Origin of the sequence: Actibacterium naphthalenivorans, from assembly GCF_014196965.1 — a bacterium.
GTDB lineage: Bacteria > Pseudomonadota > Alphaproteobacteria > Rhodobacterales > Rhodobacteraceae > Actibacterium_A > Actibacterium_A naphthalenivorans.
Genome location: NZ_JACIEQ010000017.1, coordinates 1 through 23,663, shown reverse-complemented (window position 1 = coordinate 23,663; position 23,663 = coordinate 1). Strand labels below are relative to the sequence as shown.

The following is a 23,663-nucleotide window of genomic DNA, read 5'->3' as shown; positions in this document are numbered from 1 at the left end:
CCCTTGCGGACCTTTGCGTCCAACGCATTGGCTTGCGGCAGCGTCATCCAGAAGGGAGAGCTGTGGCCCGCCATCACGGTCCGCATCGTCAGCAGAAAGTTGTTCACTCCCTGGTAGGGTTCGCCGCCCACGCGCAGGGGGCGAGAACTGCCACCTGCGGTCCAGGGCTTGCGCCACGGTAGGACGCCGCGCTCGATGATACGGATGATTTCGTTTGTGATGACCTCGGAGGCATCGAATTTGGTCGTGCGGGATCGGGCCATGGCTGGCCTCCTTTCGAATGTTGGTGTGAAGGAATGATGATTAGATTGACTGACGGGGCCGCGGATCGTTGACGATCCTCGCGCCGAGCCCTTCGACCATGTCGATGTAGGTGGTCAGCGACACGGACTTGCCGAGACCCGAAGAGTCAGGGTCGACCGATCCGTCCCGCGCCACCCGCGGCAGGTTCGCGAAGGCGATGACATCGGTGACGGGTCGGATATCGATGAACGGCGTGCCACGTGCGACCGCAAGAGCGGCCAAGGGAAAGCGTTCGATGGGCGCGAAGGTCGACACGGTGGTCCAACCGAGATGGATGAATGTTCCACCCTCTCCGCAGGTCACATGCGCGTTTGGCAATGACGCCGCCTGCTTCAGATAGCCGAGGTCACGCAGGACAGTCTCGCGCTCGAGCCGTTGTGCCTGCCCCGTCTGGCCGGTTCGGCGTAGTTCCTTGTGTCGCCACCACCAGGCAGCGGTCGCGCGCAACACGCGCAAAACACCTGTTTGCATCGGAATGCCCTTCATCAGAAAAGACAGACCGGAATCCGGCCCGGACCCATCTGAGGGACCCCAAAGGCCCTCATCTGTCAGTCACAAAACCCGAAGGACACTTTCACTCTTTAGGGATCTGATGCCGGGGAGCGTTAAATGCAAAGCTCATGAGAACGTAGGATCCTCCACTTTCCGGCATCAGACACCAATGAGGAACAGGATCAGGCCCGGACGCCCTCTTTCGGGCATCCTCAGGCCTGACCTCCCCCGGCCCTCCTCTCCCTCTCAAACCCCATGATCTGCGCAAGCGGCTTGCTTTTGTTCCTGTTATGTTCTATTTTAAGAACCACGCTAAGAAGGGAGATCCCCGATGGAAAGCACCACTTACGCCCTGCCCGCGACGCCCAAGCAGATCGCCTATGCGCGCGCGCTGGCCCTGCGCAACCAGACGCTTCTGCCGTGGGAGGTTCAGCAAGATCGGCGCTCCTTGAGCGCCTGGATCGACGCACAGGCCAAGCTGAAGCCGGGCCCGCAGGACAGCCGCCCGACATCGAAGCAGGTCGCCTTCGCCGAGCGTCTCGCCCGGATCAAACGCCGCGCCGTCCCGGATGAGTGTTTCCGCGACAAGGGGCTGATGTCAAAATGGATCGATGGGAACAAATGAAGCTGGGTAGCCCCTGCGGTGATTGAGACTACTTCAGCCGATCAACAATCGATGCTCCGCCCGACCTGGCAAGCGCGATCAGGCTGGACTGGATTTTGGATGTGAAGACGGAACTGAACGTGCCGATGGGCGTGCGGTCCTCCCAGACATAGGACCGCTCCAGAATATCGGTGTTGATCTCGTCCAGCATGACCCATTTGCGGACATGGGTCTCCAACCCCACACGCTGCGACTCGATCTGTGGCACCTCGATGCACTTGCGCGAGGGCAAGGGCGGTTGCGTCGTGATCGGCAGGATGAACACCACGGTCTCGCTATCGGACTTGGCGACAGTGACGGCGATACAGACAGGCCGTGTCTTGCGGCCCTCTGTCTCGCCCGCCATCTGCTCGCGTTTCCACAGGAACGGATAGCGGAAAACCTCTCCAGCACTCGGCTTAGTCATCAGCCTGCGTCAAGTCCCGCTCGAGCCCTTCTATCATCAGCGCCTTGAGATCCTCGGGCATCTCGTCAACCATATGAGCTTGTTGAGTGGCCCCCCGCGCGAGCTGCTGATACTGATCCATGCTCATGAGCACGAATTTCGGCTTGCGATGTTTGGTGATCGCAATCGGCGACCGAATGGCCGCGTCGAACAGGTCACTTGTGTGCCGCGTCAGGTCGGCCGCCTTGAACTCGGGAAGCTCATGCATGATCAGGGTCTCCATTTGTCCAGAATATACATACATTCTGGATATTCTGCAAGAGATGGGTTGAGCCCTTCCATGTGTCATCCGAACCGCCGCACGGTCTCAGTGTAGGTGTACTCATAGGCGGTGTTGTATCGACCCAGTGAAAACCTGCTCATGCTACAAGGGAGAACGTAGCGATGAGTATGACGATGGACGACAGCATCAAGCGTTGGACGGCGAAGCGGAAGACGGCTCTGGTGATCGAGGTCATCCAGGGCAAGACGACCGTGTCGGAGGCAAGTCGATCATTCGACCTCACACCCTCCGAGATCGAGGGCTGGGTTGAAGACGCCAAGCGGGGGATGGAGAACTCGCTGCGCGCCAACCCGCTCGACATCCGCGAGCAGTACGAGAAGCAGCTCAGGGACCTGCAGGAAGCCTATGGCGAGGCCATGCTGGAGCTACGGGCCCGAAAAAAGCTTCAGGCCCTGCTGGATGCGCAGGACGGGAATTGATCCGTCGCATCCAGCAGGGCCTCTTGGCGGAGGGCGTCGCAGTGTCGATCGCCAAGCTCTGCACGTGGTTCGGCATTCCCCGGCGCACGGTCTACTACAAGCCGGTGAAAGCCGCGCCGAAGGTCGATCCCCGCTTCGCTGAACCGATCAAGAAGATGATCGAGGAGGAGCCGTCCTTTGGCTATCGGACCGTGGCCTGGCTCCTGGGCTTCAACAAGAATACGGTGCAGAGGATCTTCCAGATCAAGGGCTGGCAGGTTCGCAAGCGTGCCGTGGGCATGCGGCCTCGCATCCAGGCGGTTCCGTCTGTCGCAGCTGCACCGAACGAGAGGTGGTCGACCGATCTCGCCCGCATCTGGACCGGCAAGGACGGCTGGGCCTCGCTGGCCTTGGTGATCGACTGCCACACCCGCGAGCTGCTGGGCTGGCACCTGTCGAAATCCGGCAAGGCTACGACGGCCAGCGCCGCCCTTGAGCATGCGCTGATCGCGAGGTTCGGCACCCTGGGCCGGGTCGAGGAGGAGTTCCTGCTGAGGTCAGACAATGGCCTGGTCTTCACCAGCCACCACTTCACGGCCATCGTCCGCTGCTACGGACTGAAGCAGGAGTTCATCACCCCTCACTGCCCACAACAGAACGGCATGGTCGAACGCTTCATCCGGACGTTGAAGGAGCAGTGCGTGCATCGACACCGTTTCGAAAGCAGCCAGCATGCGATGCGCGTTATCGGTGACTGGATTGCATTCTACAATAACCGCCGCCCTCATCAGGCGCTTGCCATGCGCACGCCTGCCGAGGCATTCATATTAGCGGCCTAACCTGAGCAGATTCCGCTGGGTCGATACACAAGTTTGCATTCGCATCGACACCACCGCGGCCAGGCACCCCGGTTCACGCGCCGCGCAGCAGATCCTGCACCACGGATGGTTGCCTGGCGATCAATGCCAGCAGAACCTGTGCCGGGCCCGTCGGCTGCCTGCGCCCATGTTCCCAGTTCAGCAGCGTGCCCTTTGCCACGCCAATGCTCTTGGCGAACTCGGCCTGTGACAGACCCGTTTTCTGGCGCACTTCGGCCACGTCGACCTTGGCCACCGACACTTCATGCACCTTGGCACCGGCAAGTTCGCCATTCGCGAAATCCAGCGCCTCTTGCAGGCCCCTGGATACGGATTCGAATGCGCTCATGTTGCGTCTCCATATTTCGCGATGAGCGCCTTGCTCATCTCTACCGCAGCGGTCTGTTCGGTCTTTGACAGGTTGGCCTTTTCGTTCTTGGCAAAGACCGTGATCAGGAAGATCGGCATATGGGGCCCGCCAAAAACATATACCGTCCTGAAACCGCCGCTCTTGCCGCCGCCCTCTCTTGGGATGCGGACCTTGCGCAACCCGCCACCCAGCGACACGCCAGCCTCTGGATTGGCGGCAATAAAGTCGATCGCGGCCTCGCGTTCGTGGTCCGACATGATTGCCCTTGCCCGTCTTTGAAATTCGGGCAGTTCGACGACTGTCTGCAATCGTGCCATTCCTTGTCTCATATAGGTTTCAGCGGTGTATGTGTCAATGACGTATAGCTTGCGTTCGCAAAGGGCAAGGCGGTGTCTGCTGCGCGAACCGGCCGGGGCGCGCAATCGCGGCTGCTGCGGCCCGCACTCCGGATGCGCGGGCGCTGCGAAAACTCGGGAACTTACGCGATGTTCGGGTGTTCGCCTATCTGTAGCTGGTCGCCTGCCTGACCGGTCCGCGATACATCGCGGCATGCCACGGGGAGCCGTTCCCCATGCGGTGACGCAACCAAAGGTCCGTCAGCACCAACATCAGGGCGCCTGTCACAGCCCACGAGTACGCCCCATGACGCACAATACGACACACGCCATCAGCGATGTCCTCGACGCGCTTGAATCCACCGTGCAGGGAGACGAGATCGCTGTCAGCGATGTGGTCGACACGCTTGGTCGGTCGTCTTTCGGATCGCTCATGCTGGTGTTTTCGCTGATCTCCACGTCTCCCGCCAGCGCCATTCCGGGGGTGACCGCCGTGGTGGCGGTTCTGGTGTTCATACTTGTTGCGCAGATGATGGCAGGCCGCGAATCCGTCTGGCTGCCGGCTGTCGTGACCCGTCGTCGGCTTCCCGGCGACAAGCTGTGCAAGGGCATTCGGTGGTTGCGGCGCCCGGTTCGCTTTGTCGAACGGTTTCTCAGGCCGCGGATGACATGGCTTTTCCACCGGCCCTGGCTGTGGCTGCCGATGATCCTTGTCATGGCACTTACGCTCTTCATGCCATTCATGGAGATCGTGCCGACATCGGGGTCCATCGCATCGGCGGTCATCGCGTTGTTCGCCGCAAGCCTGCTGACACGCGACGGGGCGTTGGCGATGCTTTCGCTGGCATTGCTGGCGCTGGTTCCGGCGGCGGCGTTCTACTGGCACGCCTAGCTGCCCGTATCTGCGCCGCGGCGCCGGGGCGATGGCCGCCCCGGACGGTGCTTTTGGTCAGGCTGTACCCGGTCAGGCCAACGCCACCACGGCAAGGCCATCCAGTGTCAGCCGATCTTCGTGCAGGGAAAAGCTGCCGGACGAGAACTGCTCTTGCAGCGAGGACCGCGGCAGCGTCAGCTCGGTCGGCTTCATGTCGAAATTCACCGCGCAGATCAGGCTTTCGCCCGACTTGTCGCGTTCGAAGGCGATGACCTTGGCGGGGGTGTCTTCGAAGATGCGTTCCGAAGCGGTCCGCAGCATCGGGACCGACCGCCGCCAGCGCAGCAGCTTTCGGGTAAAGGCAAGCACCGAATCCGGGTCGGCTTCCTGCACATCGACCGCCGCATCAAGATGCGGGCGGGGCACCTTCAGCCATGGCTCGTCGGAACTTGAGAACCCGCCATTGGGCGCATCGCGCAACCAGGGCAACGGACAGCGCACGCCATCGCGGCCTTCGAAATCGGGCCAGAGCGCCTTGGCCCATGGGTCCTGGATATCCTCGAAGGGGATATGGGGTTGTTGCAGGCCCAGTTCTTCGCCCTGAAACAGAATGGCGCCGCCCATCAGGGTCGCCTGCAGGAAAAGCAGAAGCTTTGCGGCGTCGGCGGAATGGCCCGCCTCGCAGGCCTTTGGCATCAGGTTCGACACTGCGCGCGGCGAATCGTGGTTGGTAAAGACGTTCAGGCTGGATCCCGGCATCAGGTAACGCGACCGCAGGTTCAGCATCGACGTCCAGTCGCGCAAGGTGTCGGCGCGGTTGATCAGATCGAAATCGTAGACCGCGTGCAGCCGGTCGTTGTCGATGGTGTATTTGGGCGCAAGGCGCGAGCTGTCGACATCGGCCAGTTCCCCCACAAGCACCCGCTGGGGCGCGTATTCATTGGCGACGCGGCGCAGTTGATGCAGGATCGGGATGGCTTCGGGCACGTCGCGATCGAACAGGTGGATCTGCTGCTTGAACGGGTTGTTGGGCCCGCCGCCGACCGACGGGTTTTCGGTTGCGCGCGCGGGGGGATTGGATCGCAGATCGCTGTCGTGGCTCAGGCACTGGATGGCGTCCAGCCGGAACCCGTCCAGCCCCATGTCCAGCCAGAACCGCATGTTGTCCAGCACCTCGGCGAGCACCTGCTGGTTGCGCAGGTTCAGCGCGGGTTGGCTGGCCAGGAACGGGCGGTAGCAATATTGCGCCCGCTGCGGCACCCAGCGCCACGCCCGCCCCCCGAACGAGCTGATCCAGTTGTTGGGCGGCCCGCCGTCGGGCGCGGGGTCGGCCCAGACGTACCAGTCGGCCTTGTCATTGTCGCGCGAGGCGGCGCTTTCCTTGAACCAGGGATGTTCGTCGGATGTATGACCGGCGATGAAATCGAACATGATCTTCAGATCGCGTTCATGGGCCGCGTCGATCAGTTCCTGCACATGTTCGACCTTGCCCAGGGGCGGGTGAACGCCGCGAAAATCGCTTACGTCATAGCCGTTGTCTTCTTGCGGCGACGGGTAGAACGGCGTCAGCCACAGCCCGTCGACGCCCAGATCGCGGATGTAGGGCAGTTTCTCGATGACCCCGCGGATATCGCCGTAGCCATTGCCGGAGGTGTCGTTGAACGAATGGGTGTAGACCTCGTAGAACACCGCGCCGCGCCACCATTCGGGCGGCTCGGGCACGGTGCCTCTGTTGGTGATCGCATAGACAAGTTCGGCGTCTCTTTCGGTGACCGACATGCGCTGGCTCCTGTGATCTGCGGGTGTAGGGGGCGCGGTTTGCCGCGCACGAACGGCGCGGCCCGGCGGGTGATGGCAAGATTTACGCGCGCGCGGTCAGCGACGTGCGGGATCTGCCGCGCTGTGTCGTTTCGCGCGCAGCGGGGTTTCCGCTACCGGCACCCCTGCAAGACGCCGCACGCCATTGCGCCGACGCGGGCCGCCCGGTTGGGCAAGACCGGGACAAACGGTGCGCAGCGGGCGTTCGCAAGTGTCAGGTCTGCCGGGCATCGCGCGTCTCCTTTGCCATCGTGACGGGCAGTGACGACCGGGATCGCCAGTCTGTCCCGCCTTGACCCCAGAACAAATTCCGCGCGCGATGGTTCCCGGACCCTGCGCGCGCGGGGTCCGAAGGATCCGGCGATGCAGGTTCAAAACAGTCCGCCGGGTTCCGTTTGCGGTGCGATTGCCATTCACCAGCCAACCCACAGCAAGACAAGGCCCAGACCCAGACCGGCGACCATCACGATTATGGCAAGGCCCCAGGGGTGGGCCGTGCGCTGCAGCTGCGCGGGGGTCTTCTTGGGCTGGCTCGACTCCTGGGCCGCGGTTTCCGCCTTGCGGGCGTTGGCCATCGCGGCGGCGTCCGTCGGGGTGCCGCCGGCTTCGGCGTCGGTGCCCAGAGGCGCGGCTGCCGGGTCGGAAAAGGCGATCTTTTCACCCGTCGCGCCCCGATCAATGTCGTCGCGAAGCCTGGCGGCTTCGGCGCCGCCGCTGCGCGGAGCCGCTTCTGTATCGTTCTCGCCGCTCATTGCACCTACCTCGTTCCTCATGAAGATCCTTGAGCAAACCTTTCTGTGCCGCGATTGTTCCACCTGCGGGCGCTGTCTGACGCATCGGCAAACGCCGATGAAACGGTTTCGCGATACCACAGAGGCCCCCGGCAAATCCCGGCGCGGCAGCGCGCTGCCATAAGGTGATGGTGCTGGCATGGGCACCAGATTCCACGGTTTGACCGTGGCCGATGACGAGCCAGGCCGCCTTTGCCGTCGCGGCGATATCCGGCGACTGGGCGAGCTGCGCCCGCACATGCAAAAGCACCCGCAACAGCGCTGCGGGTGCTTTCCTGCCAATCAGCCCAGTCAGCGCGTCAGCCGCGATGCGGGCCCAGATCTTCGTCAGCGGCCTGTTCGCGGGCGGCGTCGGAAATGCGCTGCACTGCGTCCTCGGCCCGGGTGACGGCGGCATCCGCCGCGGACCCATCGCCAGAGGTTTCGCGATCTGCCGCGTCCTTGAGCCGTCGGCTGGCCGCATCGGCATCCGCGCGCAGCTCGCCACCAATGGTACGCGCCTCGTCCAGCGCGGCGCCGGCGACGCGTTCGGCCTTGGCGCGTTCCTCTTGGAACAGGGCCTCGGCCTCGTCATAAAGACGGTCGCTGTGTTCGCCGAAATGCTCGTCTTCGAACTGGGTGCGCGGCAGGCTGCCGGCGGCGAACGCCCCCGCTGCAAGCGCAAGGGCACCTGCCACAAGCGGGTTTTCCTCGAAGAACTCCACCGCCCGGTCGGCGCCGCTGCGCGCCTTGCGGTTGATATCTCCGCCGGTGCGGCGCAGGCTCTCACCGGCCAGAATGGCGCGTTCACGCGCGGCGATCACCCGTTCGCGCGCCTCGGCGCTCAGACGTTCGGTGCCTTCGGACAGCTGGTCGGCGAATTCCCTGGACCGGTCGCGCACGCGCGCCCTGGCATGGGCTGCGCCGTCCCGGGCGGCCCCGGCGTGGTCAGAGGCGGAATTCGCGCCGTACTTGACGTAGTTTTCTGTCCGGTACCATTTGGCGCGAGCCTTTTGCGCCGCCGAAAGCCCCTGCGACCTGGGGCCGATTTCGCCCACCGGAACCGGGCCGCGCGGCGGCGTAAAGCTGGCGGTGTCAGAGGGGCCATATCGGCTGTCGCCCTGATCGCTGCCCGAGGCGCGGGACGCGGTGTCGGCGATCTTGTCGGCAGACGGGCCCTTGCCGAACATCAGCCAGCCAAGACCGACGGCGGTAACGCCAAGCGCCAGCGGATTGGCGCGGGCGGCATCCATGGTCGAGCGGCCGAAGTCTTCGCCGTGGCGACCGACAGTGTCGGCGATGCTGCGAAAGATGGTGTCAGGGGTAAAGGTCGATTCCAGCGTGCGGATGGTATCCTGCAGCGCGGCGCGATTGCGTTCCAGCTCGCGTTCGATCTCGTCTGGGGTGCGTTTGTCAGTCATTGCTCATTTCCTTTGCGACGGCGTCGCGATCCCGTTCCAGGTTGCGACGGGTCCGGGTCGGGGCGAGCGAGGCAAGTTTCAGGTTGCCCTGCCCCGATTTCACGAGGATCATGGCGATGACAAGCAGCACGCCGCCCACGATCAGCGCCGACCACAGCGGCGACAGCCCGGCTGCGACGATCGCGGTCACCGCGGCCCCCGCCAGCACGTTCAGTGCCACCAGCAAAAGGACGATGCCGCCCACGATCATGCCAACGGCGCCGCCGGCCTTTTTGACGTTCTGGTCAAGCTCGGCGCGGAACAAGTCCATCTCGCCGCGCATCAGCGCGATGACCTGCTGGATCGCCTGGCCAAGCAGGTTGCCGGTGTCGCGGATCTGGGTGCGCGCGCCCTGCGGGGTACGGGTATCGGTGCTGGACATCAGTGCTCTCCCGGCGTGAGGTAGGTGGCGGGGATGACGGCGGGCGCCATGACATCGTCGGGACGGGTTTCCGGCGCGGTGGCCGGGGCCGAGGTGGGGGCCGAGGTTGTGACCTGACCAGACGGTGCGTTATAGGGCGCGTCGGCGCCGGGGCGCGGCGCGCCTGACGCCTTGGCAAAACGTGTGGCGGCAAACCCGGCCAGCGCGGCCCCCCCGAGAAAGCCCAGCGGGTTGCGGCGGGCAAAGGCGCTTACGTCTGCGGCAAGGTCGGCCAGATCGCGATCGCGGATGGCATCCGAGACGCCCGAAAGGCTGCCTGCGACCTGTTCAAAGGCCCGTTCCTGCGGCGAGCCGTGGCGCAGTTCTGCGGCGGCCGAATTCAGCGCCCGGGCAATGCCCGACAGCTCGGATGCCACGCCCGATTTGGCGCGGTCGGCCTGATGGGTGGCTTCTTCGCGGGCGCGGGTGCCGACGCTTTCGGCAGCGTTGCGGGCGTCGTCGCTCAGGCGTTCAGCAGAGCGTTTGAGGTCTTCGCCTGCCTCCTGCCCGACGTCGCGGGTGTTGTGATCAAGGTCTTGCATGTCGCTCTCTGTCTTTTGTGTTCCCCGGGCGTGGCCCGGGAACGCGGTGGCAGTGTTGAACCGGATCGGCAGTGCCTGGCTTTTCAGGGCAAAAAGCCGCCGTGCCGTCGACGCGGGGTCGACGGGGAAACTGCATCTGCATTCTGCTGGCGGGTGGCCCGCGATCCGTTTCGTTGATGTTTCGATAACACGCGGCGTGAACGGCGGTTCCTGCCGGAAGGGATTTTTTCGTGCCGCGCCGCTGCGCGGGAACCACACGGGCGGCGGGGTGTTCCCCCCGCTCAGCTTTGCGGAGAGACACCATGCACGGATCAGACCGACGCGGCCGCGGCGCCATACGCCCCTCTGACATTCCCGCCGCCGGGTGGCGCGACATCTTCTTGCGGGTCTACGCCGAACTGTCGCGCGACCACGTTTCGGTGGTGGCGGCGGGGGTGGCCTTTTTCGGGTTGCTGGCGCTGTTCCCTGCCATCGGGGCGGTAATGTCGGTGGCCGCGCTGGTGACCGACCCCGCGACGATCGAAACACAGCTGGCCGAATTTCTGGCTGTGCTTCCCGAAAACGCCGCCGCGATCATCGAGACGCAGGCGCGGGCGGTGGCCTCTAGCGGGCAGACCGGGCTGGGCCTTGCCGCGCTGCTGGGGGCCGCGCTGTCGATCTATGGCGCGTCCAAGGGCATGCGCACCCTGATCGAGGGCATGAACATCGCCTATGACGAGGATGAAAAGCGCGGGTTCTTCAAGAAACTGGCGGTGTCGCTGGGCCTGACGCTGTTTTTGGTGTTCGGGCTTTTGCTGTCCATCGCCGTGGTTGTCGTGCTGCCTGCGCTGCTGGGCGGGATGGGCCTGCCGGGCGGCATCGTCGCGGTGATCGAATGGGGCCGCTGGCTGCTGCTTGCTGTGCTTTCGGTGGCGGGGCTTGCGGTGCTGTACCGCTTTGGCCCCTCGCGCGAGGACCCCGAATGGCGCTGGGTCACCTGGGGGGCGGTCATCGCGACGGTGCTGTGGGTCGCGGGCTCGCTGGGCTTTTCGCTCTATGTGCGCAGCTTCGGCAGCTACAACGAAACCTATGGCACGCTGGGCGGGGTCATCATCTTGCTGACGTGGCTGTGGCTGTCAGCCTATATCGTGCTGCTGGGCGCCGAGATCAATTCCGAGATGGAACACCAGACCCGCCATGACAGCACCACGGGGCGCGATCTTCCGATGGGCCGCCGCGGGGCGGTCAAGGCGGACGAGGTGGGCGAAAGCCCCTGAGCCTGCCGGCGTCGCCGGCCCGGCAGTGCCTGATTGCAGGGCATCGCGCCGGATGGCCGCAACGAAACAGCCCCCTGAACGGCCCGAAGGGCGCATTGTACCCGCGCAGCAGGAACATATCGGCCCCGTTCAGGTTGGGCCTGTGTCCACAAGCCCAAGCCGGAGGAATCAATGCACAAATTCACTGTCATGAGCCTGTTTGCCGCGATGGCGGCATGCGGCACCGCGCTGGCGGCGCAGGATGCCGGGGCGCCCACACTGACGCTGGCGGCCAGCGAAGAATTCGGGCCCTACGTTCTGGGGCCGGACGGGCGCCCCGTCTACGCGATGCTGACAGAGCTGAAAATCGGAGACGGGCAGGATGCCCTGCAATCGTGCGAAGTCACCTGCCGCGACAATTGGCCGGTGCTGATCGTCGATGGCGACGTGACCGTGGGCGACGGGCTTGACGCGGCAATGGCCGACACGCTCGACTGGCGGGGTCGGAAAGTGGCGCAATATGGCGATCAGCCTCTGTTCCAGTTCTACCGCGACCAGCCCGGCGAGGAACCGCAGGGCCAGGGCGTTTTCAGCTTTGGCGGCTACTGGGCGTTGCTGACCCCAGAGGGCAAGACGTTGCGCACCGATACCATGCCCGAGCAGGACGAAACCGCCGATCCAGACTGATTTTCGACGCTTCCACCGGTCACCGCAGTCCGGGCGACGGGTGACCGGGACATCATGCAAGCATCGTATGGCTGCCCCGCCAACGACCCTCCTGAACAGCACGGCGCACATGACGGGTCCGGCGCGGCAAGCCGCAACAGGGCCGTGACCCCCCTGCCCTGATCATTCCTGCCCTGAAACCCGTCTGGCCTGCAGAGCGCCTTGCCGCGTTGTTTTCGCGGCAAGGCGGTTTCGTCGCCCCAGGCCTGCGCGCAGGATGACGGGGCAACAGCCCTGCCGGGCACTTCCCCCACACCCGGCGCGCGGGGTTACTTGATCGGCTCTTCGATCTGCTGCCGCGTGTCGTAGCCGCCGTTCGAGCGGCGCGCAAAAGGCGAAATGCCCCCGAAAGACGCCCCCAGCGTCGGCACGCAGCTGCGCAGCGAGGCCAGGAACCGGTCAGCCCAAAGCGCGGCATCGGTCTGGCGCACCACCTCCATGCTGGCGGCGTGGCGGGCGCGGCGTTCTTCCAGCGGCATTGTAAAGGCGGCGTGGTAGGCGGCGGCGATCTCGTCGATGTCATAGGGGTTGACCAGCAGCGCCTCGGTCAGGTCTTCGGCCGCCCCGGCAAAGCGCGACAGGATCAGCACGCCGGGGTCATCGGGGTCTTGCGCGGCGACGGTTTACACATCGCCGATGCGCAGCCCGAAGCCGCCCATCGCCTGCGCGGCGCGAAACCCGTCTTCGTCGGTGGTGTCATCGCCGATCATCACGGGGCGCCGCCCGGCAAAGGCCGACTCCTGCATCAGGCGCCTTAGCGCGGCGCCCTTGTCGATGCCGCGCAGGGCGGCCTCGCTCACCATGTGGCCGTGCAGCAGGCGCAGATCGTGGCGGGCGGCGACCTGTGCGACCTGCTGGCGGAAACGGTCGGCATCTTCTGGGCGGTTGCGGTAATGCAGCGCGACCGAACCGGGCTTGTCCTCGATCAGCAGGCCCGCATCATCCGCAAGGGGTTTGAGATCGGCAAAGGCGGCATCCAGCCCGCCTTCGCCCTGCGCGGGGGGCAAGGCGCGCCCGTCCGCCAGCCGGATTTCCAGCCCGTGCGAGCCCGAAAGCGCCAGCGGCAGCGGCCCCACCCGTTGCGCCAGATCATCCAGCGCGCGGCCCGACACGATGGCGATGGCCCCCTGCGTCGCATGGGCCAGCCGGTCCAGCAGGGCCAGCGTGTCGCCGGATGGGCGCGCATCTTCGGGGCGGTCCACCAGCGGCGCAAGCGTGCCGTCGAAATCCAGGAAAAGCGCGTGTTCGCGCCAGTCGACCAGCGGGATGGCCCCCGCGTCGCCAAGTCCGCCCGTCGGCGGCGAAACCGTGTCTTCCATCGCCTGTCCTCCTGTGTTCGCTGGGCAAACACCTGTGCCTTGCGGATGTTCCTTTGGGGGCGGCGCTGGAACCTATGGGCCCCGGGCCGGTTTTGCCAAGTGACCCGGGCCCCGCCGGGCATTCGCTAGCAGGAGATGACGATGAAATCCCTTACCCTGACGGCGGCGGCGCTTTGCGTTCTCGCCCCCGCCCTTCACGCCGCTGAAACCTCCGCCGAGGTGCAGGGCCTTGACGGCACCGATCTGGGCGCTGTCAGCGTGCGCGACACCCCTTCGGGGATGGCGCTGGCGACGGTGACGCTGATGAACCTGCCCGAGGGCATCCACGCGATCCACCTGCACGAAACGGGCGATTGCGAATCCGATGATTTCAGTTCGGCCGGCGGGCATATCGCCGGGGATCGCAGCCACGGCGTGCTGTCCCAGGACGGCCCGCACCCGGGCGACATGCCCAACCTGACCGTCAAGGAAGACGGCGTTGGCGAGGTCGAGGTGTTCCTGCCGCTGCTCGAGGTCGAACGTGACCTGTTGGACGATGACGGCGCCGCATTCGTGGTGCACGACGGCATCGACGACTACGAAAGCCAGCCCTCGGGCGATGCGGGAGGGCGGATCGCCTGCGGCGCGTTCTCGGTCGCTGAATGATTTGCGCCGGGGCGGGCCGTTTGGTGCGCCCCAAGCCGCCTGAACGCGAAAGGGGCCGGCGAAATCGTCGGCCCCTTGTTTTGTTCTTTCAAGCGAAATCAATAGGTTCCGGGCGGATCGCTGGCCGGGAAGGATTCGTCGATCGCCTCATCCGTGCGATCCCAGGTGGGCGGCGGGTTGCGCATTTGCGACGGTCCGGCGTCGCGGACAGGCAGCTCGGGCTCCGGGGTCCGGGGTTTGCGGAACAGGGCGATCGCGCCAAGCGCCGCCGCCCCCAGTATTAGTCGCGTGATCATGTGCTTTCCTTTCGGCTATCTCCGCGTCGCTGCGGTAATTGATTGTTCCGAAGCGGTCGGTGCGGCCCGCCTCGGTCTTGTCCTGAAACAGGGTCGGGTGCGTTCTTCGAAGGTTGCGCCGCGCCCGGGTCGTGGTGCCGGAACATCCGACCCAGAACCGCGGCGTGGCTTCATTCTCGCCCTTTCGAACCGCCGCAAAGGCGATGCGTCGAAGCAACCCCTCGGGGCGGGGCTCGGTTCCACGGTTCGGTCAAGATCGCGGTCTGCCGCTTTTGAGTTCGGCTTGTTGCCCAAGCGACATCGGCGAAACCGGCGCAAAACCAGGGCAAGTTTTGCAGGATGTTCCCGGCGGCGCGGAACCCCTGCCGGTGCCCGGCGGTTTGGCAAGCAAAGACGGAGACGCGAATGGATCGGCTTGAGTTCAGGATTTTCGGTGCGCAGTTGGCGCAGGTGCGATCCCGCCTTGCGGGGATGGCGACGCCTGGCCCGCCCGAGCGGCGGACGGATGTGTATTTTACCCCGCCGGGGCTGCGGCACCCCCACCAGACCTTCAAGCTGCGCGGCGCGGCAGCGCTTGACTGCAAGCGGCTGACGGATACCTGCGGGCCGTTCGAACGCTGGTCGCCGCGGGGCTGCGTGGCGTTGCCCGCCACCGGGGCGGAACTGGCGGTGTTTTCCGGCGCCGCCGGGTTTCCCGCGCTGGACCCGGGCCGGACCTACAGCGCCGACGATATCACCGAAGCCTTTGCCGCGCAGGGCAACCGGGTCTTTGCGCTGCGCAAGATCCGGCGGAAATTCCCCTTGGGCGGTTGCGAAGCGGAAGCGACCCAGCTGGAAATTCCCGCAGGGGTGACATTCTGGACCGTCGCCATCGAAGGCGCGGCGCGGGCCGACATGGAACGCGTTGTCGGGGCGCTTGGGGTGGGCGCGCGGCGCAACGTGAACTATCCCGCCTGGATCGCCGCCCAGATGTGAGGCGCCCGGATCATCGCGCCAGTGGTCGGGTATACGAGGGCGAGCGGCAGCCGCGCCTTGGGCGCGGCATCGACGTGTTCACGATTGCCCGGAGATAACCTCCGGCGGGCACTCAACTGGCGCAGCGCCTCGGGCTGATGCGGTGTCCTGAACACCGGGCGAGGCCCCCTGCCCCATGCGCGCGCGTCAGCCGGGCCTGAAACGATACCCCTCGCGCTGCCGCGCGAGGGGCGCCCGCAGCGCGCCATTCCCTGAAAGCGCACCGGTGTTATATGATCGGCTTTCCGCCGGTCACCGCGATGGTCGCCCCCGAGGTATAGCTTGACGCCGGATCGGCGAGCATCACGTATGCCGACGCAAGCTCGGCGGGCTGCGCCGGGCGCCCCATCGGGTAGTTGGCGCCGAAATTGGCCACGCTGTCCTTGGGCAGCGTCGCGGGGATCAGCGGGGTCCACACCGGCCCCGGCGCCACGCAGTTCACCCGGATGCCGCGCGCGCCCAACGATTGCGCCAGCCCGGCGGAAAAGTTCTGGATCGCGCCCTTGGTGCTGGCATAGGCCAGAAGCCCGGGGTTGGGCATGTCGGAATTGACCGATGCCGCGTTGATGATCGCGCCGCCCTCTTTCATGAGCGGCACGGCGGCCTTGGACAGATAGAACATCGAAAAGATGTTGGTGCGGAAGGTCAGCTCCCATTCCTCGTCGGGAATGTCTTCTAACGTGTCGAAATGCATCTGATGCGCGGCATTGTTCACCAGAATATCCAGCCGCCCGAAGCTGTCGGCGGTGCGCGCGACGATCTCGCGGCAATGCTCGGCGGACTGGATGTCGCCGGGCAGCACCAACGCGCGCTGCCCCGCCTGTTCGACCAGTTCGCGCGTGCGGTCAGCCTCGGCGCTTTCGGACAGGTAGGAAATTGCCACGTCAGCGCCTTCACGTGCATAGGCCAGCGCGACGGCCCGGCCGATGCCGCTGTCGGCGCCGGTGATCAGCGCGGCCATCCCGGCCAGCCGCCCCGACCCGCGATAGCTGTCTTCGCCATGGTCGGGAACGGGCTGCATGTCCTGTGTGCTGCCGGGCAGGTCCTGGGTCTGTTGGGGAAACGGGGGGCGGGGATAGGCCATTTGTGAAGTCTCCGTTTGCGGCTATGTGTCACTCGGGGCCAGAGCCGCCGGTGATGCGGTCCTCGGGGCCGGGGCGCTCGTCGGCAAGTTTGCCCTTGCTGGCGGCCTTGCCGGGTTCGCCCTTGCCCTCTTGATGATTGTCAACGTGCTGGTGGAACTGGCGCGTCTGAACATGCGCGCTGTCCAGCCCGCGCTGGTCGGAATGCCGCGAGGTGTCGCGGTTCGACAGGATCTCGTTGTCGGGAAGCGGGTTGACATCGGCCGGGGACATCCCGCCTTCGGCGCTGCCCTTGCCGTGGTCCTGTTGGCCCGGCCCGAAAGATTTGCGGTCGGCGTTTGCCATGGCGTTTATCCTTTTCGGCTCTGGGTTCGATTGCCGCCCGGCAAGGTCGGCGCAAGGTGGCATGCCGCCCTGCGCCGCACGGGGGGTCAGGTCTGTTCCGACTGGGCGCCGGAATGGGGCTTTGCCTTGCCCAGCGTCGGCTTCTGGCCCAGCGGTTCGACCTTTTCGCGCACCGAGAATTCAGAGCGCCCGTCAAGCGACGGCCCTGCGGTCCAGCGGCCCTGCGGCGTCGGCTCGTCCAGCGAGGTGTTGAGGAAATAGTAGCTGTGTTCCGTCGCCTCGTGCGCGGTCGGGGTGGAATTGGGGATCGGAAGCTGCTGTTCCCAGCCGCCCAGTTCCTCGATCACCGCAAGCCACTGCTGCTGGTGCATGGTGTCGCGCGCGATCAGAAAGGACAGCATGTCGCGCATGCCCGCATCGCCGGTCATGTTGTAAAGGCGGCTTGCCAGCACACGCCCGCCGGATTCCGCCGTGGCATTGGCCATCATGTCGGCGGCAAGGTTGCCGGTGGCGTAGACGTGGCTCATGTCGAAGGGCACGCCGTTGGAATTGACCGGCATCGCCGACAGGCCCGAAGACAGGATGTGGCGCGGGTTCATGCCGCCCAGGATGGCGTGCACCACCGGGTCTTTCGCGGCCTCGTCCTGCATCGACACCGGCGCGCCCTCAAGGTTCAGCGCAACGGCGTGGCCGAGGAATTCGATATGGCTCAGCTCTTCGGTGGCGGTCATCATCAGCATGTCGCGATATTTGGAATCGCCGCGCGCGCCCATCGCCTGAAAGAAATACTGCATCGCGACGCGAATTTCGCCCTCGATACCGCCGATGGCCTGCTGCAAGTGCTTGGCAAAGGCCGGATTGGGGGAATCGACGCGAACTTCGTACTGCAGGCGCGAGGAATGATGGAACATCGTTTTCTCCTTTGTTTTACATAGTTCCAGAGGGGGTTCTACGCCTTGGCGGCATCACGCAGCCACGCGCGGTGGTGGCTTGCATCGGTTAGCGCGGCTTCCGCGAGCGGCATCAGATCCGGCGGGGTTTCGGGGTTCGCCATCGCGTTCTGCCAGGCGTCGACAAGGGTGCTTTCGTTGCGCGACATCGCGCGCAGCAGGGTCTTGTCGTCGCCCGCAAGTGCGGCGAGTTCGACCCGCCCAACGGTCAGCAGCGCCCGCAGGTCGCCGCCCTCGGTCGGGGTGACGCCGACCCTTTCGGCATAGTCGCGCAGTTCCTGGATATGCGCCGGCAACTGCTGACAGGTCATTTCCGCCTTGTCGAAATGATCCCGCGACGAAAGCCTGTCGCGCAAGGTTTCGCACGCGGCCAGCATATCCTGTTCAAGCGCCATCAGGTTCTGCACCAGATGGTCCGCCCGGGGTTCGGTTCCAATCATCTTGCAGGTCTCCGCTTCGTGTTTTCTGCACCGGAAACCGGGCAGGAGCGGTTCTGTTCCCGTTAAAAAATTTGACCTTGGGCGGGAACATTTTGGCAGGATGCCTGGCAGCAAGGATGGCGCCGAAGGCTGCGCCCTGATCTTGCACAGACACGGCTTCGACCTCGCTGCGTGGCCGCAAGCCAGGGCGGCCTGTCACTGCGGGAGGTCATCTCGTGCGATGGCAAAGATGCGGCGCAAAGCAGGCGGGCGTCCGGTCGAACCGTCGATCTTGAACGCGTTCAAGATTGATGGTTTGGTAACGACAAAGCTGCCAAATATGCGCCTGAAATTCATAGGCGCGTGGTATCTTTATCTTTCGCGCATAACCGTGCTACCATGACGCCAGAATCGAGTCGAACTCGGACCCAACCGAAGTCAGGGCTTATATATGAGCGGTAGTTTAGAACAGTTTTTGACAGATCTGTCACGTGGGCTCGAGCGCACGATGGTGGCAGTGAACAAAGAACTTACATTGCGTCAGCGCATCAAGCGCACGTGGTCCATGCGCCAATGCGCAAGGTTCCTGAATGTAAGCATTCAGTACCTGACCAAGTTCGCCAATTCGAGCGACGACTTTCCCGCAGGCGAATACGTCGGAAGAGAGCGCGTTTTCACGCTGTCCGAATTGATGCAGATGCGGGCGCTTCTGGCGGCCTCGGCAAAGCGGCCCTACGATTATCTTGCCTGGCGCAAGCCCGACGCCCCCCTGCCCGTCATCTCATTCGCGAGCCAGAAAGGCGGCACCGCCAAAAGCCTGAGCGCCGCGCATTTCGCCCAGTATCTCAGCCTGCATTACGGCATGCGTGTGGGGGTCATGGATGCCGACCCGCAAAGCACCATAACGCTGTATTTTGTCGGCGGAGAGGGGCTTCCCCAGATGCCCGATGAAAACACCGCATCGATGGTGGATTTTGCCGGTCTCTTTCAGTCGGAAGACGCGCCATACACCGACCACGATGCGCAAACGCTTGACAGCTTCTTTCTCAAGACCTCATGGCCGGGGCTGCGCCTGCTGCCTGCCCACGGCGAAACATCCGAGGGCGAAATCCAGATTGCGCGACTTGTCCGCGAAGCCCCCGCCGAGAAAAGCTTTTACCGCTACCTGCGCGATGCCATCGACCGCTGGAAGGCGGGTCACCCGCCAAAAACCCTGCCCAATGAACTGGTGGTCGACGGCAAGGTCGATCAGCAACGTCTGGACGCCGCGCTGACCGAAACGCTCGATGTCATCATCATCGACTATCAGCCCGCGCTTACCCTGTTTCAGCTGAACAACGTGATTGCGTCGTCTTCGCTGGTCATTCCGCAAACCATGAAGGGGTTCGACATCGCGACGCTGTCCACCTTCGTGAGCGGCCTGCTGGGGATGCTTCAGCACATTCTGGCCCATGAACGGATCGAGATCGGATCCGGCGCAAACATGCTGTTGCCGACGATCGTGCAACGTTCCAACGCGCAGGACCTCAACCATATCGGGAACCTGCTGGAACATTGCCCGACAGAGATCTTGCCGGTGTTCTATCTGCGTTCCGACGCGATCTCGAATGCGTCGGATGTGTATCAATCCGTCTACGAATACGAGCCGGACACGCCGGGAAAGCGCAAGGGGATCAACCGGTTCATCACAAATGCCGATGCCGTGAACGACGCCATAGTGTCGCGGCTCTGGCCGGGCCTCGAACGGGGCTACGCCGATACATGGATGGACGAGTTCTACGAAGACGACGGCGAGGGTGACGCATGAAACGCAGTATTCCAAGGTCGCTGGTCAGCAAGGCCACCAACCCCGATACACCCAAGGAGCGCGCCAGCGGGGCCGAAGGCAGCACCGCGGGCGACGCCGTTTCAACACCTTTCAAGGGTGCCGGCAGCGCCTGGAAGTCCGGAGCGCTTGCACAGTCGCAAGCCGCCATGGAGCGCAGCAGGTCCGAGCTTTGTTCCGACATCCTGAACGGGCGCCATGAGATACGACTGTCGCCGTACCAGATCTCGGATCCGATGGGGACCGACCGCCGACAGGACTGGATGTCGCAGGACGCTTTCAGGTCCTTGGTTGGCAGCATTGCCGCGAACGGGCAGGACACCCCGATTCTGGTCTGGCCCGAGGATCCGCACTGGACACCGGATCCGTTGGATCCGACAAATGTGGATGGCGTTGCATTCGTTATGCTGACGGGGCGTCGCCGACTGGCGGCCGCGTCGGAACTCGGGGTGCCTCTTCGTGCAATTCTTGCCCCGCCTGACGCGCGCAGCGCCGAGAACAGCAAATTCGAAATGTTGTTCCTTCGGTTCCGCGAAAATGAAGAGCGTGAAAACCTCAGCCCCTTCGAGCGCCTGGTTTCGATCGGTGAAATGTATGAGACACTGGCGTCGGGCGCGGAAAAGCTGACGGCCGTCGCCTTCGCGAAAAAGATTGGCGTGCATGAGAGCCTGGTCTCGCGTGCACGGTCCGTATTCGCTGCGCAGGATCAAATCTTGAACGCGTTCAAGAATGCCTACGACATGAGCTTTCGCGATCTGCAGGCGGCCCTCGCGGGTCTGGAGAGGGCGAACAAATCAAAGCCCAAACCGAAGGCCAAGCCCCGAAAGATCACGGTGAAACGCAAGGTGGGCAACCGAAATCTCTCGGTCACTTCTGTGGATGGAAACCTGTCCATCAAGGTTGCAGGAGTGCCGATTGACCAGGAGCGTCTCGAAAAGCTTGGAGATCTCGTCGCAAGCTATCTGAGCGCCCAGAGCCCGGAGAAGGGCACCGACTGACAACACTGTCGGCGGCAAGGTCTTCAGAACAATAAGGAGAAGAGAGAACGCAGCAACGAGCAACGTAAAGGCAAAAGAAAAGCCCCCAAGCGGTGTGGCCTGAGAGCTGATCTTATTGGTTTGGTCGCCTTAAGGATAAGTCTCACAGGGATCGCTGTCAACGACGAACGCTTCTGAGCGAACGGCATTCTTTTGCCTCCACATAACCGGAGGTGAGATACAGGCATGAAACATACAGGTTGGCGCAAGCCGACACCGGGTCTTGGGGTTGCTGAGCAGCTTGCCCAAGCCGGTGAACGGGTAGCAGTACCCAAAACTCGGGCGTTTGTCGCGCTCAAGCGCGTTGGCGCGCATATCGGCCTGAAGGCCGGCGACATGATGCTTCTTGATACGCTGGGGGCGTTTACCCAGGCGCAGGACTGGAACGAGGGGCAGCGCCCGATCGTCTGGGCGTCGAACGCCTATCTGATGGAACAGACGGGGTTTTCGCTATCGGCCCTCAAGCGCCACGCGCGGCGGCTGGCCGAGCATGGCGTGCTCTGTTTTCAGGACAGCCCCAATGGCAAGCGTTGGGGCCGCAGGGACGCAGACGGGCGTATCGTCGAGGCCTATGGCTTCGATCTGTCGCCGCTGTCGGCGCGGGTCGAGGAATTCGAACACCTGCATGCCCGGTTGCAGGCTGAGCGCGAGCTGTGCCAGCGCCTCAAGCGCCAGATCACCGTGGCGCGCCGGATGATCCGCGCCCGGATCGAGGCGGCTGTCAGCAGCGCGCTGCATGGCCCTTGGGCGCAGTTCATGGGGCTTTTCAATGAACTTCTGGGCCGGCTTCCGCGCCGCCACCAAGATTCAGAGCAGCTTGCGAGGCTGCTGTCCTGGTTCAAGGACCTTCAGCAACGGGTCGAGGCGGCCTATCTCCGGGCGACCGGCGCGGTAAAACCTGTGGAGAACTCTGCCGACAACGCCGCCGAAACGCCCGGGAATACTCAGGAAACGACCCCCAGGGAGGTCATTTCCGAACCTCATATACCAACTACAAATCAACTTGATCTTGTAACTAGTAATACCCCGAAATCCGGGAAACCAGCGGCCACGGTGCCCAACGCTCTGGCCAAAGAGCCGGTCGGCAGGGATCTGGAAACCTTGGTTGCCGAAACGCGCAAGAAACGAGCCGTGCTGGATCTGCCGACAATCCTGCAGGCCTGTCCAGAGTTCGCATCATGGGCACGCAATATGGGCGGATTCGTCCGGGATTGGGGCGATCTGCATCGGGTTGCCGGGCAACTCAGCCCGATGATCGGGATCTCGGCGCTTGCGTGGAACATCACCCAGGACAGAATGGGCAAACAGCTGGCGACGGCGGCGTTCGCGCTTGTGTTCGAAAAGCACAGCGCGGGCGAGGTGGCCTCGCCGGGCGGCTATCTACGGGGCATGGTCGAGAAAGCCGGGGCAGGGGATCTGCATCTCGAGCGCAGCTTCTATGGCAGGCTCAGCGGGCAGGCGGCGTGACAGGCCATGTGCTGTTTGCATCGAAACCCTGTTTCGGCTTTCCGTTCGATCCGCACGCGAAAACCAAACCACGGGAAAGGCAAGCGCTCACAGACCGGCGGCCTTCGTCAGGTTCACCCGGAACCTGTCGCGGCGGCGCTGGTAACGGCGGGTCATTTCGACGCTTGCATGGCCAAGCTGCTTCTGGACATAGCGCTCGTCGACTTCTGCCGAACTGGCGAGACCGGCGCGCAAGCTGTGACCGGAGAACAGTGCCAGGCGGTCTTTCTCGGGCAGGTCCGACCGGATGCCGGCGTCGAGGACCGTGCGCTTGATCAGGCGCGCGACATGCTTGTCGTTCAACCGGGTTTCGGATGCCCGTTTGCCATCGCGCGAGGTGCCGGTGAAGATTGGGCCGAAGTCGATCTTCGCGAAGTGCAGCCATTGCTCGAGCGCATGGACCGGGCAGGTTTGATCCCTGGACCCCCGCCCGATCGCGACCTCGCGCCAGCCGGTCTTGGCGTTCAGCGTCAGCAGGGCGCCCTTGTCCAGGATCTCGACCCAGCCGCGACTGCCGGGCGTGTCGTCCTTGTGCACATCAAGGCAGACAATTTCAGAGCGGCGCAGCCCGCCCGCATAGCCCAGCAGCAGGATCGCCCGGTCCCGCAGCCCGCGCAGGTCGAACGGCAGGGTGGCGACCATCGCGACAATATCCTCGGGCAGGATCGCTTCCTTCTGCACAGGCGGGCGCGCATGCCTGCGTTTGATCCCGGCCAGCACCGCCGCGATGTGACGGTTCTTGCGATCCAGCGAAAAGCCGCGCTGCGCGTAGTTCCAGGCAAGGCCGGACAGGCGGCGGTCGATTGTCGAGACCGAGAGGGCACGGGGCGCCGACCCGGCGGCGAGATCCGCAAGGTAAAGCCCGATCATCTCGGACGAGGGAGGCACCGGCTCGGCCCCTTTCATCCGACACCAGCGGGCGAAATGTGCCCAGTCCTTGGCATAGGCCTTCAGCGTATTGTCCGACGCTGCGGCGCGGGCGTAGTCGCGTGCGGTATCCACCAGACGATCGAGGCTGCCAGACCCGGCGACACGAGAGGGCAGGGCGATGTCGTCGCGTTCATCCTGATCGCTCTTGGTGATGTGGGAACCATCAAGCTCATCAGAGCGCGCTGACCCCGGTTTTTCGATCTCTGAGGGATCTGATGCCGGAGGGGGCAGAATAGTACGCTAAGGGCTGATTTTGGCCCCTGTGCGGTGCAGGGTTCTGTAAATCGTTGGCCTGGAGACCG

At 64.2% G+C, this 23,663-nt stretch carries 30 protein-coding genes; 11 read left to right on the top strand and 19 right to left on the bottom strand.

Annotation, left to right across the window (positions count from 1 at the left end; translation table 11 throughout):
- Together GGR17_RS19145 and GGR17_RS19140 are read right to left on the bottom strand one after the other, a co-directional pair.
- Positions 1-263: ArdC-like ssDNA-binding domain-containing protein (locus GGR17_RS19145; protein ID WP_183314816.1), on the bottom strand; the 263-nt coding region annotated here is incomplete at its 3' end.
- 40 nt (positions 264-303) lie between these two features.
- Positions 304-774, bottom strand: coding sequence for a hypothetical protein (locus GGR17_RS19140; RefSeq protein ID WP_235974552.1), 471 nt, complete (start codon positions 772-774; stop codon positions 304-306).
- A gap of 352 nt (positions 775-1,126) precedes the next feature.
- On the opposite strand from GGR17_RS19140, the gene GGR17_RS19135 reads away from it, so the two are divergent.
- Positions 1,127-1,420: a hypothetical protein gene (locus tag GGR17_RS19135; protein ID WP_054540740.1), complete on the top strand. Its 294-nt coding sequence runs from the start codon at positions 1,127-1,129 to the stop codon at positions 1,418-1,420.
- A 28-nt stretch (positions 1,421-1,448) separates the two neighbouring features.
- Here GGR17_RS19135 and GGR17_RS19130 read toward each other — a convergent pair whose 3' ends face one another.
- Both GGR17_RS19130 and GGR17_RS19125 read right to left on the bottom strand, forming a co-directional pair.
- Positions 1,449-1,865: a hypothetical protein gene (locus tag GGR17_RS19130; RefSeq protein ID WP_231582180.1), complete on the bottom strand. Its 417-nt coding sequence runs from the start codon at positions 1,863-1,865 to the stop codon at positions 1,449-1,451.
- Positions 1,858-2,148, bottom strand: coding sequence for a type II toxin-antitoxin system prevent-host-death family antitoxin (locus GGR17_RS19125; protein ID WP_235974551.1), 291 nt, complete (start codon positions 2,146-2,148; stop codon positions 1,858-1,860). Before GGR17_RS19125 ends, GGR17_RS19130 begins: the two co-directional genes overlap by 8 nt.
- A gap of 140 nt (positions 2,149-2,288) precedes the next feature.
- Here GGR17_RS19125 and GGR17_RS19120 point away from each other — a divergent pair, with 140 nt between their 5' ends.
- Entirely contained in the window at positions 2,289-2,606 is a 318-nt protein-coding gene (locus tag GGR17_RS19120) for a DUF1153 domain-containing protein (RefSeq protein WP_054540738.1), read from the top strand.
- Positions 2,603-3,424: an IS3 family transposase gene (locus tag GGR17_RS19115; RefSeq protein WP_054540737.1), complete on the top strand. Its 822-nt coding sequence runs from the start codon at positions 2,603-2,605 to the stop codon at positions 3,422-3,424. Before GGR17_RS19120 ends, GGR17_RS19115 begins: the two co-directional genes overlap by 4 nt.
- 73 nt (positions 3,425-3,497) lie before the next feature.
- Here GGR17_RS19115 and GGR17_RS19110 read toward each other — a convergent pair whose 3' ends face one another.
- Both GGR17_RS19110 and GGR17_RS19105 read right to left on the bottom strand, forming a co-directional pair.
- The gene (locus GGR17_RS19110) at positions 3,498-3,791 is read right to left on the bottom strand and encodes a helix-turn-helix domain-containing protein (protein ID WP_054540736.1); all 294 of its coding nucleotides are present in this window, start codon (positions 3,789-3,791) and stop codon (positions 3,498-3,500) included.
- A complete protein-coding gene (locus tag GGR17_RS19105) occupies positions 3,788-4,234 on the bottom strand; it encodes a type II toxin-antitoxin system RelE/ParE family toxin (protein WP_235974550.1) in 447 nt (148 codons plus the stop codon). The genes GGR17_RS19110 and GGR17_RS19105 overlap by 4 nt, the downstream gene beginning before the upstream one ends.
- Before the next feature lie 220 nt (positions 4,235-4,454).
- Between GGR17_RS19105 and GGR17_RS19100 the strand changes: the two genes are divergently transcribed.
- Complete coding sequence (locus GGR17_RS19100) at positions 4,455-5,039, top strand: exopolysaccharide biosynthesis protein (RefSeq protein WP_054540734.1); 585 nt, start codon at positions 4,455-4,457, stop codon at positions 5,037-5,039.
- A 72-nt stretch (positions 5,040-5,111) separates the two neighbouring features.
- On the opposite strand, the gene GGR17_RS19095 is transcribed toward GGR17_RS19100, so the two are convergent.
- The 5 genes from GGR17_RS19095 to GGR17_RS19075 all read right to left on the bottom strand — a co-directional run bounded on the left by GGR17_RS19095 (position 5,112) and on the right by GGR17_RS19075 (position 10,032).
- A complete protein-coding gene (locus GGR17_RS19095; protein WP_054540733.1) occupies positions 5,112-6,800 on the bottom strand; it encodes an alpha-amylase family glycosyl hydrolase in 1,689 nt (562 codons plus the stop codon).
- Positions 6,801-7,252: 452 nt separating this feature from the next.
- Positions 7,253-7,591 carry a hypothetical protein gene (locus GGR17_RS19090; protein ID WP_054540732.1) on the bottom strand — a complete coding sequence of 113 codons (339 nt, stop codon included), beginning with the start codon at positions 7,589-7,591 and terminating at the stop codon, positions 7,253-7,255.
- Between the two features lie 338 nt (positions 7,592-7,929).
- The gene (locus tag GGR17_RS19085) at positions 7,930-9,030 is read right to left on the bottom strand and encodes a DUF3618 domain-containing protein (protein ID WP_054540731.1); all 1,101 of its coding nucleotides are present in this window, start codon (positions 9,028-9,030) and stop codon (positions 7,930-7,932) included.
- On the bottom strand, positions 9,023-9,451 hold the full coding sequence (locus GGR17_RS19080) for a phage holin family protein (RefSeq protein ID WP_054540730.1): 429 nt from the start codon (positions 9,449-9,451) through the stop codon (positions 9,023-9,025). The genes GGR17_RS19085 and GGR17_RS19080 overlap by 8 nt, the downstream gene beginning before the upstream one ends.
- On the bottom strand, positions 9,451-10,032 hold the full coding sequence (locus GGR17_RS19075) for an ATP synthase subunit B family protein (protein ID WP_054540729.1): 582 nt from the start codon (positions 10,030-10,032) through the stop codon (positions 9,451-9,453). Before GGR17_RS19075 ends, GGR17_RS19080 begins: the two co-directional genes overlap by 1 nt.
- 302 nt (positions 10,033-10,334) lie before the next feature.
- On the opposite strand from GGR17_RS19075, the gene GGR17_RS19070 reads away from it, so the two are divergent.
- Positions 10,335-11,288 carry a YihY/virulence factor BrkB family protein gene (locus tag GGR17_RS19070; protein ID WP_054540728.1) on the top strand — a complete coding sequence of 318 codons (954 nt, stop codon included), beginning with the start codon at positions 10,335-10,337 and terminating at the stop codon, positions 11,286-11,288.
- 171 nt (positions 11,289-11,459) lie between these two features.
- Complete coding sequence (locus GGR17_RS19065) at positions 11,460-11,954, top strand: COG4315 family predicted lipoprotein (protein ID WP_054540727.1); 495 nt, start codon at positions 11,460-11,462, stop codon at positions 11,952-11,954.
- 308 nt (positions 11,955-12,262) lie between these two features.
- Here GGR17_RS19065 and GGR17_RS19060 read toward each other — a convergent pair whose 3' ends face one another.
- Together GGR17_RS19060 and otsB are read right to left on the bottom strand one after the other, a co-directional pair.
- Entirely contained in the window at positions 12,263-12,583 is a 321-nt protein-coding gene (locus GGR17_RS19060) for a trehalose-6-phosphate synthase (RefSeq protein ID WP_054540726.1), read from the bottom strand.
- 33 nt (positions 12,584-12,616) lie between these two features.
- Positions 12,617-13,312: a trehalose-phosphatase gene (gene otsB, locus GGR17_RS19055; protein WP_082386793.1), complete on the bottom strand. Its 696-nt coding sequence runs from the start codon at positions 13,310-13,312 to the stop codon at positions 12,617-12,619.
- A 141-nt stretch (positions 13,313-13,453) separates the two neighbouring features.
- On the opposite strand from otsB, the gene GGR17_RS19050 reads away from it, so the two are divergent.
- Entirely contained in the window at positions 13,454-13,957 is a 504-nt protein-coding gene (locus tag GGR17_RS19050; protein ID WP_054540725.1) for a superoxide dismutase family protein, read from the top strand.
- A gap of 98 nt (positions 13,958-14,055) precedes the next feature.
- Here the strand turns inward: GGR17_RS19050 and GGR17_RS19045 are convergent, their stop codons facing one another.
- Positions 14,056-14,253 carry a hypothetical protein gene (locus tag GGR17_RS19045; RefSeq protein WP_054540724.1) on the bottom strand — a complete coding sequence of 66 codons (198 nt, stop codon included), beginning with the start codon at positions 14,251-14,253 and terminating at the stop codon, positions 14,056-14,058.
- Between the two features lie 405 nt (positions 14,254-14,658).
- Between GGR17_RS19045 and GGR17_RS19040 the strand changes: the two genes are divergently transcribed.
- Positions 14,659-15,228: a hypothetical protein gene (locus GGR17_RS19040; protein ID WP_054540723.1), complete on the top strand. Its 570-nt coding sequence runs from the start codon at positions 14,659-14,661 to the stop codon at positions 15,226-15,228.
- Positions 15,229-15,496: 268 nt separating this feature from the next.
- On the opposite strand, the gene GGR17_RS19035 is transcribed toward GGR17_RS19040, so the two are convergent.
- The 4 genes from GGR17_RS19035 to GGR17_RS19020 form a co-directional block, all read right to left on the bottom strand.
- Positions 15,497-16,351: an SDR family oxidoreductase gene (locus GGR17_RS19035; RefSeq protein WP_054540722.1), complete on the bottom strand. Its 855-nt coding sequence runs from the start codon at positions 16,349-16,351 to the stop codon at positions 15,497-15,499.
- A 28-nt stretch (positions 16,352-16,379) separates the two neighbouring features.
- On the bottom strand, positions 16,380-16,694 hold the full coding sequence (locus tag GGR17_RS19030; protein WP_183314814.1) for a hypothetical protein: 315 nt from the start codon (positions 16,692-16,694) through the stop codon (positions 16,380-16,382).
- A gap of 86 nt (positions 16,695-16,780) precedes the next feature.
- Positions 16,781-17,605 carry a manganese catalase family protein gene (locus tag GGR17_RS19025; protein WP_054540721.1) on the bottom strand — a complete coding sequence of 275 codons (825 nt, stop codon included), beginning with the start codon at positions 17,603-17,605 and terminating at the stop codon, positions 16,781-16,783.
- Positions 17,606-17,643: 38 nt separating this feature from the next.
- Positions 17,644-18,084: a DUF2383 domain-containing protein gene (locus GGR17_RS19020; protein ID WP_054540720.1), complete on the bottom strand. Its 441-nt coding sequence runs from the start codon at positions 18,082-18,084 to the stop codon at positions 17,644-17,646.
- A 430-nt stretch (positions 18,085-18,514) separates the two neighbouring features.
- Here GGR17_RS19020 and GGR17_RS19015 point away from each other — a divergent pair, with 430 nt between their 5' ends.
- From GGR17_RS19015 to repC, 3 genes are all read left to right on the top strand, one after another.
- Positions 18,515-19,870, top strand: a complete 1,356-nt coding sequence (locus tag GGR17_RS19015; RefSeq protein ID WP_173585998.1) for a ParA family protein — start codon at positions 18,515-18,517, stop codon at positions 19,868-19,870.
- Positions 19,867-20,886, top strand: coding sequence for a ParB/RepB/Spo0J family partition protein (locus GGR17_RS19010; RefSeq protein WP_054540718.1), 1,020 nt, complete (start codon positions 19,867-19,869; stop codon positions 20,884-20,886). The genes GGR17_RS19015 and GGR17_RS19010 overlap by 4 nt, the downstream gene beginning before the upstream one ends.
- A 225-nt stretch (positions 20,887-21,111) precedes the next feature.
- Positions 21,112-22,392: a plasmid replication protein RepC gene (gene repC, locus GGR17_RS19005; protein WP_054540717.1), complete on the top strand. Its 1,281-nt coding sequence runs from the start codon at positions 21,112-21,114 to the stop codon at positions 22,390-22,392.
- A gap of 87 nt (positions 22,393-22,479) precedes the next feature.
- Here repC and GGR17_RS19000 read toward each other — a convergent pair whose 3' ends face one another.
- Positions 22,480-23,562, bottom strand: a complete 1,083-nt coding sequence (locus GGR17_RS19000) for a tyrosine-type recombinase/integrase (protein ID WP_369817433.1) — start codon at positions 23,560-23,562, stop codon at positions 22,480-22,482.
- Between the last annotated feature and the right edge of the window lie 101 nt (positions 23,563-23,663).

Excerpts from the sequence above, each read along its gene's own strand:
- GGR17_RS19135 (WP_054540740.1), top strand. The coding sequence starts at position 1,127 with ATGGAAAGCACCACTTACGCCCTGCCCGCGACGCCCAAGCAGATCGCC.
- GGR17_RS19020 (WP_054540720.1), bottom strand. The coding sequence starts at position 18,084 with ATGATTGGAACCGAACCCCGGGCGGACCATCTGGTGCAGAACCTGATG.
- GGR17_RS19045 (WP_054540724.1), bottom strand. The coding sequence starts at position 14,253 with ATGATCACGCGACTAATACTGGGGGCGGCGGCGCTTGGCGCGATCGCC.
- GGR17_RS19080 (WP_054540730.1), bottom strand. The coding sequence starts at position 9,451 with ATGTCCAGCACCGATACCCGTACCCCGCAGGGCGCGCGCACCCAGATC.
- GGR17_RS19035 (WP_054540722.1), bottom strand. The coding sequence starts at position 16,351 with ATGGCCTATCCCCGCCCCCCGTTTCCCCAACAGACCCAGGACCTGCCC.
- GGR17_RS19025 (WP_054540721.1), bottom strand. The coding sequence starts at position 17,605 with ATGTTCCATCATTCCTCGCGCCTGCAGTACGAAGTTCGCGTCGATTCC.
- GGR17_RS19090 (WP_054540732.1), bottom strand. The coding sequence starts at position 7,591 with ATGAGCGGCGAGAACGATACAGAAGCGGCTCCGCGCAGCGGCGGCGCC.
- GGR17_RS19010 (WP_054540718.1), top strand. The coding sequence starts at position 19,867 with ATGAAACGCAGTATTCCAAGGTCGCTGGTCAGCAAGGCCACCAACCCC.
- GGR17_RS19085 (WP_054540731.1), bottom strand. The coding sequence starts at position 9,030 with ATGACTGACAAACGCACCCCAGACGAGATCGAACGCGAGCTGGAACGC.
- repC (WP_054540717.1), top strand. The coding sequence starts at position 21,112 with ATGAAACATACAGGTTGGCGCAAGCCGACACCGGGTCTTGGGGTTGCT.
- GGR17_RS19125 (WP_235974551.1), bottom strand. The coding sequence starts at position 2,148 with ATGTATGTATATTCTGGACAAATGGAGACCCTGATCATGCATGAGCTT.
- GGR17_RS19050 (WP_054540725.1), top strand. The coding sequence starts at position 13,454 with ATGAAATCCCTTACCCTGACGGCGGCGGCGCTTTGCGTTCTCGCCCCC.
- GGR17_RS19120 (WP_054540738.1), top strand. The coding sequence starts at position 2,289 with ATGAGTATGACGATGGACGACAGCATCAAGCGTTGGACGGCGAAGCGG.
- GGR17_RS19070 (WP_054540728.1), top strand. The coding sequence starts at position 10,335 with ATGCACGGATCAGACCGACGCGGCCGCGGCGCCATACGCCCCTCTGAC.
- GGR17_RS19100 (WP_054540734.1), top strand. The coding sequence starts at position 4,455 with ATGACGCACAATACGACACACGCCATCAGCGATGTCCTCGACGCGCTT.
- GGR17_RS19095 (WP_054540733.1), bottom strand. The coding sequence starts at position 6,800 with ATGTCGGTCACCGAAAGAGACGCCGAACTTGTCTATGCGATCACCAAC.
- GGR17_RS19065 (WP_054540727.1), top strand. The coding sequence starts at position 11,460 with ATGCACAAATTCACTGTCATGAGCCTGTTTGCCGCGATGGCGGCATGC.
- GGR17_RS19140 (WP_235974552.1), bottom strand. The coding sequence starts at position 774 with ATGCAAACAGGTGTTTTGCGCGTGTTGCGCGCGACCGCTGCCTGGTGG.
- GGR17_RS19130 (WP_231582180.1), bottom strand. The coding sequence starts at position 1,865 with ATGACTAAGCCGAGTGCTGGAGAGGTTTTCCGCTATCCGTTCCTGTGG.
- GGR17_RS19110 (WP_054540736.1), bottom strand. The coding sequence starts at position 3,791 with ATGAGCGCATTCGAATCCGTATCCAGGGGCCTGCAAGAGGCGCTGGAT.
- GGR17_RS19030 (WP_183314814.1), bottom strand. The coding sequence starts at position 16,694 with ATGGCAAACGCCGACCGCAAATCTTTCGGGCCGGGCCAACAGGACCAC.
- GGR17_RS19040 (WP_054540723.1), top strand. The coding sequence starts at position 14,659 with ATGGATCGGCTTGAGTTCAGGATTTTCGGTGCGCAGTTGGCGCAGGTG.
- otsB (WP_082386793.1), bottom strand. The coding sequence starts at position 13,312 with ATGGAAGACACGGTTTCGCCGCCGACGGGCGGACTTGGCGACGCGGGG.
- GGR17_RS19015 (WP_173585998.1), top strand. The coding sequence starts at position 18,515 with ATGAGCGGTAGTTTAGAACAGTTTTTGACAGATCTGTCACGTGGGCTC.
- GGR17_RS19075 (WP_054540729.1), bottom strand. The coding sequence starts at position 10,032 with ATGCAAGACCTTGATCACAACACCCGCGACGTCGGGCAGGAGGCAGGC.